At 61.5% G+C, this 13,462-nt stretch carries 10 protein-coding genes and 1 pseudogene; 8 read left to right on the top strand and 3 right to left on the bottom strand.

The window, feature by feature from the left end; translation table 11 throughout:
- Position 1: 1 nt before the first annotated feature.
- A complete protein-coding gene (locus tag AAFM15_RS08910; protein WP_341686367.1) occupies positions 2-883 on the bottom strand; it encodes a branched-chain amino acid ABC transporter permease in 882 nt (293 codons plus the stop codon).
- A 74-nt stretch (positions 884-957) separates the two neighbouring features.
- Positions 958-2,589: a 3-(methylthio)propionyl-CoA ligase gene (locus AAFM15_RS08905; protein WP_341686366.1), complete on the bottom strand. Its 1,632-nt coding sequence runs from the start codon at positions 2,587-2,589 to the stop codon at positions 958-960.
- A 154-nt stretch (positions 2,590-2,743) separates the two neighbouring features.
- On the opposite strand from AAFM15_RS08905, the gene AAFM15_RS08900 reads away from it, so the two are divergent.
- The 7 genes from AAFM15_RS08900 (at position 2,744) to AAFM15_RS08870 (ending at position 8,910) form a co-directional block, all read left to right on the top strand.
- Positions 2,744-4,261: a protein adenylyltransferase SelO family protein gene (locus AAFM15_RS08900; RefSeq protein WP_341686365.1), complete on the top strand. Its 1,518-nt coding sequence runs from the start codon at positions 2,744-2,746 to the stop codon at positions 4,259-4,261.
- Between the two features lie 12 nt (positions 4,262-4,273).
- On the top strand, positions 4,274-4,699 hold the full coding sequence (msrB, locus tag AAFM15_RS08895) for a peptide-methionine (R)-S-oxide reductase MsrB (protein ID WP_341686364.1): 426 nt from the start codon (positions 4,274-4,276) through the stop codon (positions 4,697-4,699).
- Positions 4,696-5,229 carry a septation protein A gene (locus tag AAFM15_RS08890; RefSeq protein ID WP_341686363.1) on the top strand — a complete coding sequence of 178 codons (534 nt, stop codon included), beginning with the start codon at positions 4,696-4,698 and terminating at the stop codon, positions 5,227-5,229. The genes msrB and AAFM15_RS08890 overlap by 4 nt, the downstream gene beginning before the upstream one ends.
- Positions 5,226-5,480 (top strand): BolA family protein, encoded by a 255-nt coding sequence (locus tag AAFM15_RS08885; protein ID WP_341686362.1) that lies wholly within the window; start codon positions 5,226-5,228, stop codon positions 5,478-5,480. Before AAFM15_RS08890 ends, AAFM15_RS08885 begins: the two co-directional genes overlap by 4 nt.
- A gap of 27 nt (positions 5,481-5,507) precedes the next feature.
- On the top strand, positions 5,508-6,281 hold the full coding sequence (locus tag AAFM15_RS08880) for a peptidylprolyl isomerase (protein ID WP_341686361.1): 774 nt from the start codon (positions 5,508-5,510) through the stop codon (positions 6,279-6,281).
- A 67-nt stretch (positions 6,282-6,348) separates the two neighbouring features.
- Positions 6,349-8,319 carry a U32 family peptidase gene (locus AAFM15_RS08875; RefSeq protein WP_341686360.1) on the top strand — a complete coding sequence of 657 codons (1,971 nt, stop codon included), beginning with the start codon at positions 6,349-6,351 and terminating at the stop codon, positions 8,317-8,319.
- 144 nt (positions 8,320-8,463) lie between these two features.
- Positions 8,464-8,910, top strand: a complete 447-nt coding sequence (locus AAFM15_RS08870) for a glycine zipper family protein (RefSeq protein ID WP_341686359.1) — start codon at positions 8,464-8,466, stop codon at positions 8,908-8,910.
- A gap of 22 nt (positions 8,911-8,932) precedes the next feature.
- On the opposite strand, the gene purL is transcribed toward AAFM15_RS08870, so the two are convergent.
- Positions 8,933-12,934 (bottom strand): phosphoribosylformylglycinamidine synthase, encoded by a 4,002-nt coding sequence (gene purL, locus AAFM15_RS08865; protein ID WP_341686358.1) that lies wholly within the window; start codon positions 12,932-12,934, stop codon positions 8,933-8,935.
- Between the two features lie 138 nt (positions 12,935-13,072).
- Between purL and AAFM15_RS08860 the strand changes: the two are divergent.
- A pseudogene (locus AAFM15_RS08860) lies at positions 13,073-13,270 on the top strand (M24 family metallopeptidase); the annotation flags it as partial.
- Between the last annotated feature and the right edge of the window lie 192 nt (positions 13,271-13,462).

Here is a 13,462-nt window from a genome sequence, read left to right as displayed (position 1 = left end):
TTCAGTCCCCTTGTTTGCCCAGCAGGCCTTGGGGTCGCCAGATCAGCATGAGCACCATCAAGACAAACGGCAAGGCTGGCGCCAAACGTGCGCTCGAAATGCTGCCCAGCGGCAGGTCCCAACTCAAGGCCAGGGTTTGCAACATACCCACCAGCAAGGAGGCAACAAAGGCCCCCAGCAGCGAACCCATGCCCCCGACCACGACCACGACAAACACCACCGCGCCCATGGCGCCCGCCATGGCCGGCTCGGTCACAAAGGTGCTGCCAGCCAGAACACCTGCCAGCCCTGCCAATGCGCTACCCACGCCAAAGACCAGCATTCGAACAGCAGGCACGTTGTGCCCCAGCGCCTGGACCATGTCCGGATGGGTGATGGCGGCTTGCACCACCAGGCCCGTGCGGGTGCGGTGCAGCAGCCACCACAAGGCCACCAGCACACACAGAGAAACCGCCATGATGAACAGACGCGAGACTGGCAAGTCCAGCATCCAGACGCTGGTGCCCTGCAAGGCCTGTGGCAAGCTAAAACTCAAAGGGGCTCGCCCCCAGAGCAGCTGGATCAGTTCCAGCACCACATAGCTCAAACCAAAAGTCACCAACAGCTCTGCCACATGACCCTGACGGTGCAGCGGCCGCATCACCAGGTGTTCAAAGCCTGCGCCCAGCAGGCCTGTCAGCAAAGGCGCCAGCACCAGCGCAGCGCTGAATCCCCAGTGCTGGGCCAGGGCATAACCCAGGTAGGCGCCCAGCATGTAAAAGCTGGCGTGGGCAAAGTTGAGCACCCCCATGATGCCCAGGATCAGGGTCAATCCAGCGCTGAGCAAAAACAGCAACAAGCCGTAGCTCAGGCCATTGAGCACACTGACAAAAAAGAACTCCAAAACCGGCTTTCAGTCGCCCGGCGGGGCGACAAGAGTCAAAAAACGGATTGTCCCGCAAAAGCCGGTGGCTGCATTCAGCGCTGGTCAGGCAATGTGTAATCCGCCAGCTGCTCGCGCAACCGGGTTTTGAGCATCTTGCCCGTGGCCCCGATCGGAATAGCATCCATGAAGACCACATCGTCCGGAATCTGCCACTTGGCGGTTCGCCCTTCGTAGAAAGCCAGCAACTCTTCGCGCGTGACTACGGTGCCTGGTTTTTTGACCACGCACACAATCGGCCGCTCGTCCCATTTGGGATGCTTGACGCCAATACAGGCGGCCATGGCTACTGCCGGGTGCGCCATGGCAATGTTTTCCACATCAATGGAGCTGATCCATTCCCCGCCGGACTTGACCACGTCCTTGCTGCGGTCGGTGATTTGCATGAAGCCGTCGGCGTCAATCGTGGCCACATCTCCTGTGGGGAACCAGCCGTCCACCAGTGGGTCGCCACCTTCGTGCTTGAAATAACCAGCCACCACCCATGGCCCTTTGACCAACAGGTCGCCCGCACTCTTGCCGTCATGGGGCAGCGCTTGCCCGTTGGTATCCACAATTTTCATGTCAATGCCAAAAATGCAGCGGCCTTGCTTGAGGCGCAGTTTCATCTGCTCTTGAGCGGGGAGCTTGAGGTGTTTGTTCTTGAGCGTACACAAGGTACCCAGGGGGCTGAGCTCGGTCATGCCCCAGGCGTGCAGCACATCCACACCATAGTCTTCCCGGAAGGCGTCGATCATGGCCGGTGGACACGCAGAACCTCCGATGACCGTGCGCTTGAGGGTGCTGAACTTCAGGCCCGATGGCTTCATGTGGCCCAGCAACATTTGCCATACGGTGGGCACGCCTGCAGCAAAGGTCACGCCCTCGGCCTCGATCAGTTCGTAAACCGACTTGCCGTCCAGCGCCGGCCCCGGGAACACCAGTTTTGCGCCCGTCATGGCGGCGTTGTAAGGAATGCCCCAGGCGTTGACGTGGAACATGGGGACCACCGGCAAGATGGCATCGCGGGCAGATACACCCATCACATCGGGCAAGGCCGCAGCGTAAGCATGCAGGATGGTTGATCGATGGCTGTAGAGAGCCCCTTTCGGGTTGCCTGTGGTGCCACTGGTGTAGCACAGGCTCGAAGCCGTGTTTTCGTCCAGCTGCGGCCAGCTGTAGGTGTTGGGTTGTTGGCCCATCCAGGCCTCGTAACTGATCAGGTTGCCAACACCCGCGTCGGCAGGCAGTTTGTCGGCATCGCACAAAGCGACCCATTGGCGTACCGTCGGGCATTTGGCATGAACAGCCTGCACCAAGGGCAAAAACGTCAGGTCAAAACACAGCACCTGGTCTTCTGCATGGTTGACGATCCAGGCAATTTGCTCGGGATGCAGACGGGGGTTGATGGTGTGGAGTACACGACCTGAACCGCTCACGCCAAAGTACAACTCCAGGTGCCGGTAGCCGTTCCAGGCCAAGGTGCCGATGCGGTCGCTTTGAGCAAGGCCCATACCATCGAGCGCATTGGCCACCTGTCGGGCGCGGCGGGCCACCTGGGCCCAACTGGAGCGGTGAATATCTCCTTCAACCCTGCGAGAAATGATCTCACCATCGCCATGGTGCTTTTCAGCAAAATCGATCAGGGAAGAAATCAGCAAGGACTGCTGCTGCATCAAACCAAACATCTGGAGTCTCCAAAGCACAACAGCTCCATCTTGCAAGCCGAACGCAGCCCGCGCAAGCAGGCAAATCCCTGAGTGCTGTCTCCAAGAGGACGACCGGGTGCCTTGATAGACCCACCCCGGCACGGGACACTGATTGCAAAGCACAATGACCGGCATGCCTGAAACACTTCGCCTCATGCTCGACTGGACGCACCGCCTGCACAGCCTGGGCGAAGACTTCTTCACTCGGCTGCAGCCACAGGCCATGCCTGGGCCCGCTTGGGTGGGGCGCAACACGGCGCTGCTTGACGAACTGGGCTGGCCTTCTCAACTGCTTGGCGATGCTGGTTTGCAGGCCCTGGCGGGCAACACTTTGTTGCAGGGCAGCGATCCGGTGGCCACGGTCTACAGCGGCCACCAGTTTGGCGTCTGGGTCGGACAACTGGGCGATGGCCGTGCTTTGCTGCTGGGCGAGGCCCAGTCGCGACTCGGTCCGCAGGAAATCCAGCTCAAGGGCGCGGGTCGCACGCCCTATTCACGCATGGGCGATGGGCGCGCTGTCTTGAGATCTTCCATTCGCGAATACCTGTGCAGCGAGGCCATGCATGGCCTGGGTATTCCCACCACACGGGCGCTGGCTTTGGTGGGCTCGCCCACGCCCGTTTACCGAGAGCGCGCCGAAACCGCCGCCGTGGTCACACGTGTGGCACCGAGTTTTTTGCGTTTTGGTCATTTTGAACACTTTGCCGCCCAGGGGCGCAAGGACTTGCTCCAGCAACTGGCCGACCACACCATTGCCGTGCACTTGCCTCAGGCGCACAAACATGCTCCAGCCTGGAAAGGCAACGCCTACGCTGGCTTGCTCGATGAGGTGGTTCAACGCACTGCCCGCTTGATTGCCCAGTGGCAAGCCGTGGGGTTTTGCCATGGCGTCATGAATACGGACAACATGAGCGTCCTCGGGCTGACGCTGGACTATGGCCCTTTCCAGTTCATGGATGGTTTTGACCCTGGCCACATCTGCAATCACAGCGACACGCATGGCCGATATGCATGGGATCAGCAACCCGACGTGGCCTACTGGAACCTGCTGGCACTGGGCCAGGCACTGTACCCCTTGATCGCAGATGTGGATCTGATTCGTGCCGTGATCAAGACCTTCGAGACCCACTTTGTGCGGGAGATGGGTAACGCCATGCGTGCCAAGCTGGGGCTCACAGGCACGTTGGCCACAGACGAACAACGCGAGGCCGACTGGCTGTTGACTCAAGAGCTGCTGCAGTCTCTGGCCAAAGAGCGGGTGGACTATCCCCTGTTCTGGCGCAGGCTGAGCTCAGCCATGGCCCATGAAGAGGGATCGTGGGACATGCAGGCACCACATTGGCGAGATGTGTCGGCTTTGTGGATTCAGCCCCAGGCGTTTCAAGCTTGGCTGCAGCGTTACCGCCAGCGCATCGCGAGCGCGCAGCCCATGGCCTTGGGCCAGGCGATGCTGCGCACCAACCCCAAATACGTGCTGCGCAACCACCTGGCCCAAGTGGCCATTGCGCAAGCCGAGCAAGGTGATTTTTCCGAGGTGGACACCTTGCTGACTTTGCTCCAATCCCCTTATGACGAACACCCCGGCTTTGAGAGCCGTGCCCAATTGCCCCCGGACTGGGCGGCCCATCTGCAGCTGAGCTGTTCCTCCTGAGACAATCACGTCATGACCCGCATTCAACACACCGACGCCGAGTGGCAAGACCTCTTGGCACGCAAAAACGCCGAAGCTGTGGCCTTTGCTGTGACCCGGCAAGCGGCGACTGAGCGTCCGTTCACCGGTCGCTACGAAGACCACTGGGCTGCTGGCACCTACCGCTGCATCTGCTGCGGCGCCACACTGTTCCATTCCGACACCAAATTCGACGCCGGTTGCGGCTGGCCCAGCTTTTTCAAGGCCGCCAACCCGCAGGCCATCGAAGAGCGGCGCGACCTCAGCCACGGCATGGTGCGGGTCGAAACCCTGTGCGCCCAATGCGGCGCCCACCTGGGCCATGTGTTTGAAGACGGCCCTGCGCCCACAGGGCTTCGCTACTGCATGAATTCGGCTTCGTTAGACTTCGAGCCTTTGCCACACACGGACCGCACATGAAGCAGCTGCTCGACTTTCTTCCCCTGATCCTGTTCTTCGGGGCCTACAAACTGGGGGATATTTATATTGGTACAGCCGTTCTGATGGCTGCTACCGTAGCGCAAATGGCCATCATCTACAAGATGGATGGGCGCCTGCAAACCATGCACAAAGTCACGCTGGTGCTGGTGCTGGTGTTTGGAGCGCTGACCTTGGGCCTGCATGACGAACGGTTCATCAAATGGAAACCCACCCTGCTCTATACCGGCATGGCGGCAGCCCTGGCTGTGGGTCAGTGGGGTCTGCGCAAAAACTTTTTGCAGGCCATGCTGGGTCAGCAATTGCCCCTGAGCACCCCGGTGTGGAACCGTCTGAATGTGTCCTGGATGCTGTATGCCCTGTTCATGGCCGCGACCAACGCCTATGTGGCCGCGTATTTCAGCACCGATGCCTGGGTGGACTTCAAGTTATGGGGCTACGCATTTCCCATCGTCTTCTTGCTGGGCCAGGGTCTGTACATTGCCCGACACCTGCCCAAGGACAAGCCATGAGCCGGGTGGCTCAAGCCATCGAGCAGCGCTTGCGCGAGCGGCTGCAACCAACGGCGCTGGAGGTCCTTGACGAAAGTGCAGCGCATGCCGGGCACGCTGGCGCCCAGGCCGAAGGCAGTCACATCCGGGTGCGGATAGCTTCACCTTTGTTCACACCTTTGAGTCGTGTGGCTCGTCACCGGCTTGTGTATGATGCGCTGCAAGATTTCATCGATGCCGGGCTGCACGCTCTGGCGATTGAATTGCTTTAACCCCTACTGTCTCATCCTGAGGACTTCATGAAAAAGCACATCATTGGTGCCGCTCTGGCATCCCTGCTGGCCCTGCCTGCTCTGGCTCAAAACATCGCCATCGTCAATGGCAAGGCCATCCCCACTTCGCGTGCCGATGCGCTGAAAAAGCAGGTGGAAGCCTCTGGTCAGGCTGTGACGCCCGAGATCATGGCCAAGATCAAGGATGAGCTGATCACCCGTGAAATCTTCATGCAGGAAGCCAAAAAGCGCGCCCTGGACGCCACTGACGAGTACAAAAACCAGCTCGAACTGGCCCGCCAAAGCATCCTGATCCGCACCCTGCTGGCCGATGTGCAAAAGAAAAGCGCTGTCTCAGATGCCGAGATCCAGGCTGAGTACGACAAATTCGTCAAGGAAAACGCTGGTCAGGAAATCCGTTCACGCCACATCCTGGTGGAAACCGAAGCCCAGGCCAAAGACCTGATCGCCCAGATCAGCAAAGGCGCCAAATTTGAAGATCTGGCCAAGAAACACTCCAAAGATCCTGGCTCCGGCGCCAATGGTGGTGACCTGGACTGGGCCAACCCCGCAGGCTTTGTGCCCGAGTTCAGTGCCGCTATGGTCAAGCTGGGCAAAGGCCAGATGACCGATGCCCCGGTCAAGAGCCAATTTGGCTGGCACATCATCCGCGTGGAAGATATTCGCGAGACCCAACTGCCCAAGCTCGACGAAGTCAAGGCGCAAATCACTCAGCAACTGCAGCAGCAGAAACTGGCCAAGTTCCAGGATGACCTGCGCGCCAAGGCCAAGATTCAGTAATTGGTCTTGCCTTCACTCCAAACGCGGCCTCGGCCGCGTTTTTGCTTTCTTGGGATAATCCACCCCCATGCTTTCCCACCAGCTCGAACTGCTCTCCCCCGCCCGCACGGCCGACATTGGCATTGAAGCCATCAACCATGGCGCCGACGCCGTCTACATTGGCGGCCCGTCGTTTGGTGCCCGTTCCACGGCCGACAACAGTGTGCAGGACATTGCCCGGCTGGTAAAGCATGCGCACCGCTTTCACAGCCGCATCTTCGTCACGCTCAACACCATCTTGCGCGACGACGAGCTGGAGGGGGCCCGCAAGCTGGCCTGGCAGCTGTACGACGCAGGCGTTGACGCGCTGATCATCCAGGACATGGGCCTGCTCGAAATCGACCTGCCGCCCATCCAGTTGCACGCGAGCACTCAGACCGACATCCGCACGCCCGAAAAAGCCAAGTTTCTGCAAGACGCGGGCCTGAGCCAGATCGTGCTGGCGCGCGAGCTGACCTTGCCGCAAATCGCCGCCATCCGCGACGGCATCGACACTGAGCGCACGATTCTGGAATTCTTTGTGCATGGCGCCCTGTGCGTGGCCTACAGCGGCCAGTGCTATATCAGCCACGCCCACACCGGCCGCAGTGCCAACCGGGGCGACTGCTCGCAGGCCTGCCGCCTGCCCTACGAAGTCAAAGACAGTCAGGGCCGCATCGTCGCGCACGACAAGCATGTGCTGAGCATGAAGGACAACAACCAGTCGGACAACCTGCGCCAGTTGATCGACGCGGGCTGCCGCAGCTTCAAGATCGAAGGCCGCTACAAGGACATGGCCTATGTGAAAAACATCACGGCGCACTACCGCCGCCTGTTCGACGAGATCCTGGCCGAACGCCCAGAGCTGGCCCCGGCCTCGCACGGCAAAACCACCTTCAGCTTTGTGCCCGACCCCAACCAGAACTTCAACCGCGAGTTCACCGATTACTTTGTGCAAGGGCGCAAGGAAGACATTGGCGCCTTTGACACACCCAAAAACCCCGGCCAGGGCATTGGTTGGGTCACCAAAGTGGCGCCCGACCACCTCGAAATTGCCACCGACGATGCAGCCGCCGTGCTGCACAACGGCGACGGCCTGTGCTACTACGACCTGCAAAAAGAACTGGTGGGCCTGCAGATCAACCGTGCCGAACCCGCTGGCGCCAAGGGCCATTGGAAGCTCTGGCCCAAAGACCCGATGGACGGCTTCAAGGATCTGCGCAAGGGCGTGCAGGTCAACCGCAACCGCGACATGAGTTGGGTGCGTACGCTGGAGAAAAAATCTGCCGAACGCAAGATGGGCGTGTGGATGCAGCTGGCCGAAGTGCCCTCTGGCCTGCAACTGACTTTGACCGATGAGGCCGGGCACACCGGCACCGCACAGCTGGCGATTGCCTGGCAAGCGCCCAAAGACGCCGCACAGGCCGAAGACAAACTCAAAACTGCGCTGGGTAAGTTGGGCGACACCCTGTTTGAACCGCTGGACGTGCAACTGGCCCTGCCCCGCCCATGGTTTGTGCCGCCCTCACAGCTCAACCAACTGCGCCGCGACGCGGTGCAAGCGCTCGAAGACGCCCGAGCCCAAGGCTTGCATCGCCTGCCCCGCGTTGTGCCGGTAGAGCCTCCGGCTCAGTACCCCGAAGACACCCTCACCTATCTGGCCAACGTCTTCAACGACAAGGCCCGGCAGTTTTATGCCAAGCACGGTGTCAACGTGATTGCTGCCGCCTACGAGGCGCAGGAAGAGCACGGCGAAGTCAGCCTGATGATCACCAAGCACTGCGTGCGCTACTCCTTGAGCCTGTGCCCCAAGCAGGCCAAAGGCGTGACCGGGGTGCAAGGCACCGTGCGGGCCGAGCCGCTGCAGCTCATCAATGGGAAGGAAAAACTGACCCTGCGCTTTGACTGCAAACCTTGCGAAATGCATGTGGTCGGCAAGATCAAAAAGTCGGTGCTCAACGCCACGCCCGAGTCACCCGTCAAGTTCTACAAGACACGCCCGGTGCAGGGCGTGCACTGATCCTGATCCGCAGAGATTTCAGCGCTTGCGCAGATTGTCCACATGGACTGGCAACTGACTTGAGCAAATGGTGGATCGATCCAGCGGCAGTTGAGCCGGACCGGTTTACCATTGGTTTCAAACGGTTTGAAAGGGAGAACACACATGACAACCACACGCGCTTTACCTTTGTTTGGCTGTGCCTTGGCTTTGACGCTGGCGGGCTGCGCCAGCTCTGGCCCCAATGCGGGCCTCCCCGTGCTGTACCCCAACGCAGCCTACAAAAACATGGGCCAGACAGCAGCGCTGAACCTGGTCGAGCAGTGTGTGGGCATGGCCCGGAACAGTGGCCTGCAGCCGTACAAAAACAGTGCTGCGACTGGCGCTTTGACGGGAGCCACGATTGCTGGCGTGACTGGCGCGGTAGGCGGCTTGGTCTTTGGGCGCAACAACCTGGAGGGTGTTGCCAAGAGTGCCGCGCAATCTGCGGTGGTGGGCGCAGCCGCTGGTGGCACGCAAGGCGCCATCAACCAGCAACCCAACGCGACCTATCGTCAATTCGTGCAACGCTGCCTGAGCGAGCGCGGGCTGGACGTGATCGGCTGGAACTGATTCCAGCCTACCCGACCTTCAATTACCCTACCCACTTGCGGGCGTTTTGCCAGATGCGCATCCAGGGGCTCAGTTCGGTGCGATCACCACTGGTCCAGCTCATCTGGATGTTGCGGAACACCCGCTCGGGGTGCGGCATCATGGCCGTGAAACGACCGTCAGCCGTGGTCACCGCCGTCAGGCCGCCTGCGCTGCCATTCGGGTTGAAGGGATAGGCCTCGGTAGCCGCACCGTGGTTGTCCACAAAGCGCATGGCCGCAATAGCTTGTGCTGCGTTACCCCGGTACTTGAAGTTGGCAAAGCCCTCGCCGTGGGCCACGGCAATGGGCAAGCGGCTGCCCGCCATGCCTTGCAAGAACAGGCTGGGCGAATCGAGCACCTCGACCATTGACAGGCGGGCTTCAAAGCGCTCGCTCTGGTTGGTCGTAAAGCGCGGCCAGGCCTCGGCACCGGGAATGATGTCGGCCAGTTCGGCAAACATCTGGCAGCCGTTGCACACGCCCAGCCCAAAGGTGTCGGCGCGGCCAAAAAAGCCCTTGAACTGCTCGGCCAGCACCGGGTTGAAGGTGATGGAGCGCGCCCAGCCAATGCCCGCGCCCAGCGTGTCGCCGTAGCTGAAGCCGCCACAGGCCACCACGCCCTTGAAGTCCTGCAACTGGGCGCGCCCGTTTTGCAGGTCGGTCATGTGCACATCGTGGGCCTCGAAGCCCGCAGCGGTGAAGGCGTAGGCCATTTCCACATGCGAGTTGACGCCCTGCTCGCGCAAGATGGCGACTTTGGGACGGGACAGGTTGATGTACGGCGCGGCGACGTTGTCAGCCGGGTCGAAGCTCAGGGCCACATGCATGCCGGGGTCTTGCGCTTGGCCTGCAGCGGCGTGTTCGGCGTCGGCGCAGGCGGGGTTGTCACGCTGCTGGCAAATCTTCCAGCTCACGCTGTCCCAGACCTGGTGCAGATCGCTGAGCTTGGCGCTGAACACCTCTTTGGTGTCACGCCAGACGGCCAGTTCGCCCTGCCCTTTGGCGATGCTCGACGTTGCCGGACGGGTCTTGCCCACGATGTGGCTGTATTTGTACAGACCGTGTTCGCGCAGCACGGCCATGACAGCGTCACGATCCGAAGTGCGCACCTGCAGCAGCACGCCCAGCTCTTCGTTGAACAGGGCACGTAGCGTCAGCTCTTCGCGGCGGGCGCTGACTTGCTGCGCCCAGTTTTTGGCGTCGCCCGCGTCCATACGACTGTCCGTAATGCCGTCGCCCTCGGTGACCAGCATGTCCACGTTCAGCGCCACGCCCACATGGCCCGCAAAAGCCATTTCAGCGGCGGCGGCCAGCAGGCCACCATCGCTGCGGTCGTGGTAGGCCAGGATCAACCCCTGGGCGCGCAAGGCGTTCACCGCATTGACCAGCGCAATCAGGTCTTGCGCGTCGTGGAGGTCGGGCACGGCGTCAAAGCTGGGGCGCCCGGCGTCGCCCAGCACTTGCTCCAGAATGGAGCCGCCCATGCGTTTGTCGCCTTTGCCCAGGTCGATCAACACCAGGCTGGTGTCAGCGGTCTGGGCGTCCAGCTGGGGGGTGAGCGTACCGCGCACATCGGGCAGGCTGGCAAAGGCGCTGACGATCAGGCTCACGGGCGAAGTCACCTTGCGGGTGGCGTCGCCGTCCTTCCATTGGGTGCGCATGGACAGGCTGTCCTTGCCCACCGGGATGGAGATACCCAGCGCCGGGCACAACTCCATCCCCACGGCCTTGACGGTTTCGTACAGCGCGGCGTCTTCGCCGGGCTCGCCGCAAGCGGCCATCCAGTTGGCCGAGAGCTTGACGCGGGACAGCTCCATCGGCGCGGCCAGCAGGTTGGTGATGGCTTCGGCCACCGCCATGCGGCCAGACGCTGCGGCGTCGATGGACGCCAGCGGCGTGCGCTCGCCCATGGCCATGGCTTCACCGGCAAAGCCTTGGTAGTCGGCCAGGGTCACAGCCACATCGGCGACCGGCACCTGCCAAGGGCCGACCATCTGGTCGCGGTGCGTGAGGCCACCCACAGCGCGGTCGCCAATGGTGATCAGGAAGCGCTTGGAGGCCACGGTGGGGTGACTCAACACGCCAATGACGGCATCTTGAAGGCTCACGCCGGTGAGGTCGATGGGCTGGGTGTTGCGCTCGACAGATTTCACGTCGCGGTGCATCTTGGGCGGCTTGCCCAGCAGCACGTCCATGGGCATGTCCACGGGTGTTTCTTGACCCTTGTCTTCCAGCACCAGCTGGCGCTCTTCGGTAGCCACGCCAATGACTGCAAAGGGGCAGCGCTCGCGCTCGCAGAAGGCCTTGAACTGCTCAAGCGACTCAGGAGCGATCGCCATCACATAGCGTTCCTGACTTTCGTTGGACCAGATTTCCTTGGGCGCCAGGCCCGACTCTTCGAGCTTGACGGCACGCAAATCGAAGCGTGCGCCACGGCCTGCGTCGTTGGTCAATTCCGGGAACGCGTTGGACAGGCCGCCCGCGCCCACGTCGTGGATGGCGAGGATGGGGTTGTTCGCGCCCTGCGCCCAGCAGTGGTTGATGACCTCTTGCGCACGGCGCTCGATTTCGGGGTTGCCGCGCTGCACCGAGTCAAAGTCCAGATCGGCGGCATTGGTGCCGCTGGCCATGGAGCTGGCCGCGCCGCCGCCCATGCCGATGCGCATGCCGGGGCCGCCCAGCTGAATGAGCAGCGTGCCGGCGGGGAACTCGATCTTTTTCGTCTGTGTCGCGTCGATCTGGCCCAGGCCACCCGCGATCATGATGGGCTTGTGGTAGCCGCGCTGCACGCCGTCCACCACCTGCTCGTATTCGCGGAAGTAGCCAGCCAAATTGGGGCGACCGAATTCGTTGTTGAAGGCGGCGCCACCCAGCGGGCCCTCGGTCATGATCTGCAAGGGGCTCGCCATGTGCTCGGGTTTGCCGCCCGGCTGGTCGCTCAGGCCGCCCCAGAGTTTGGACACGGTAAAGCCCGCCAGTCCCGCCTTGGGCTTGGAGCCCCGGCCCGTGGCGCCTTCGTCGCGGATCTCGCCGCCCGCGCCGGTGGACGCGCCAGGGAAAGGCGAAATCGCGGTCGGGTGGTTATGGGTTTCCACCTTCATCAGCACATGGTGCTGAGCGGTTTCCTTCACATAAGGCGCGCCCTGCTCGCCCGCGCGGGCCACAAAGCGCTCGATGGTGTGGCCTTCCATGATGGAGGCGTTGTCGGCATAGGCCACCACTGTGTGTTGGGGGTTCAGCTTTTCGGTGTTGCGGATCATGCCGAACAGGCTGTTGGGCTGGGCCACACCGTCAATGGTGAACTGCGCATTGAAGATCTTGTGGCGGCAGTGCTCGCTGTTGGCTTGCGCGAACATCATCAACTCCACATCGGTGGGGTTGCGCTGCAGGCCGTTGAAGGCGTTGACCAGATAGTCAATTTCGTCCTCGGCCAGGGCCAGGCCCCAGGCCTTGTTGGCGGCATCCAAAGCGGCACGACCACCCCCGAGCACGTCCACATGCTCCATGGGCGCGGCTTGCAAGGCGGTAAAGAGCGCCAATGCGTCTTCACGCTTGGGCAAGGCCGATTCGGTCATGCGGTCGTGCAGCAAGGCTGCCACTTGGCCCAGCTGTTCGTCACTCAGCGCTTTGGCGCTGCCGAGCAAGCCGGACTTGAGCGTCAGGCGGTATTCGGTGATGCGCTCCACGCGGTGAATGGGCAAGCCGCAGTTGTGCGCAATGTCGGTGGCTTTGGACGCCCAGGGCGAGACGGTGCCCAGGCGTGGACTGACCACGATCACCGGGCCCTCGGCGGGGCCACTGTAAGGGTCGCCATAAGTGAGCAAGGCGGCCAGTGTTTGAAGCTGGTCGCCTTGCAGGGCTGTATCGGTGGACACCAAATGCACAAAACGCGCACTCAGGCCCTGGATAGATGGGGAGATTGCTGCCAGACGCGGCAAAAGTTGCGCAATACGAAACTCGCTGATGGCGTTGCCGCCTTCAAAAATATGGTGCTGTACGGTCACTGGGTGGCCTTGAATAAGTAAAGACGGAACGTCTGATAGGCCCTTGCCGCTGACTGGGGCAAGGAAACTGGTTGTATTTTAACTGCGACAAGCCCCGTCACCTGCGTGCCCGGCAGGCCAATGGGATAATTGCACCCCATGACGATCACCATCAAAACCGCCCAAGATATTGAAGCCATGCGCGTGGCCTGCCGCCTGGCCTCCGAGGTGCTCGATTACATCGAACCCTTTGTCAAACCCGGTGTGACCACCGAAGAGCTGGACAAGCTGTGCCACGACTACATGGTCGATGTGCAGCAGTGCATTCCGGCCCCGCTGAACTACGCGCCGGGTGGCTAGTCGCCCTACCCCAAGTCGCTCTGTACTGCCATCAACCGGCAGGTCTGCCTCGGCAGTCACAGCAGCGCGACATTGCTGAGGGTGTGCGTGCCGACGGTAAGCGCATCACCGGGATCATGGCTGGGATCTTCTACAGCCACGACGAGGGCTACATCACGCCACAGCACAACACGGGCTCAACGTGGTCCG

This window comes from Limnohabitans sp., from assembly GCF_038134685.1.
In the GTDB taxonomy this organism is placed as follows: domain Bacteria; phylum Pseudomonadota; class Gammaproteobacteria; order Burkholderiales; family Burkholderiaceae_C; genus Limnohabitans_A.
This window is presented reverse-complemented; position numbering and strand designations above follow the sequence as displayed.

Excerpts from the sequence above, each read along its gene's own strand:
- AAFM15_RS08905 (WP_341686366.1), bottom strand. The coding sequence starts at position 2,589 with ATGTTTGGTTTGATGCAGCAGCAGTCCTTGCTGATTTCTTCCCTGATC.
- AAFM15_RS08900 (WP_341686365.1), top strand. The coding sequence starts at position 2,744 with ATGCCTGAAACACTTCGCCTCATGCTCGACTGGACGCACCGCCTGCAC.
- msrB (WP_341686364.1), top strand. The coding sequence starts at position 4,274 with ATGACCCGCATTCAACACACCGACGCCGAGTGGCAAGACCTCTTGGCA.
- AAFM15_RS08890 (WP_341686363.1), top strand. The coding sequence starts at position 4,696 with ATGAAGCAGCTGCTCGACTTTCTTCCCCTGATCCTGTTCTTCGGGGCC.
- AAFM15_RS08885 (WP_341686362.1), top strand. The coding sequence starts at position 5,226 with ATGAGCCGGGTGGCTCAAGCCATCGAGCAGCGCTTGCGCGAGCGGCTG.
- AAFM15_RS08880 (WP_341686361.1), top strand. The coding sequence starts at position 5,508 with ATGAAAAAGCACATCATTGGTGCCGCTCTGGCATCCCTGCTGGCCCTG.
- AAFM15_RS08875 (WP_341686360.1), top strand. The coding sequence starts at position 6,349 with ATGCTTTCCCACCAGCTCGAACTGCTCTCCCCCGCCCGCACGGCCGAC.
- AAFM15_RS08870 (WP_341686359.1), top strand. The coding sequence starts at position 8,464 with ATGACAACCACACGCGCTTTACCTTTGTTTGGCTGTGCCTTGGCTTTG.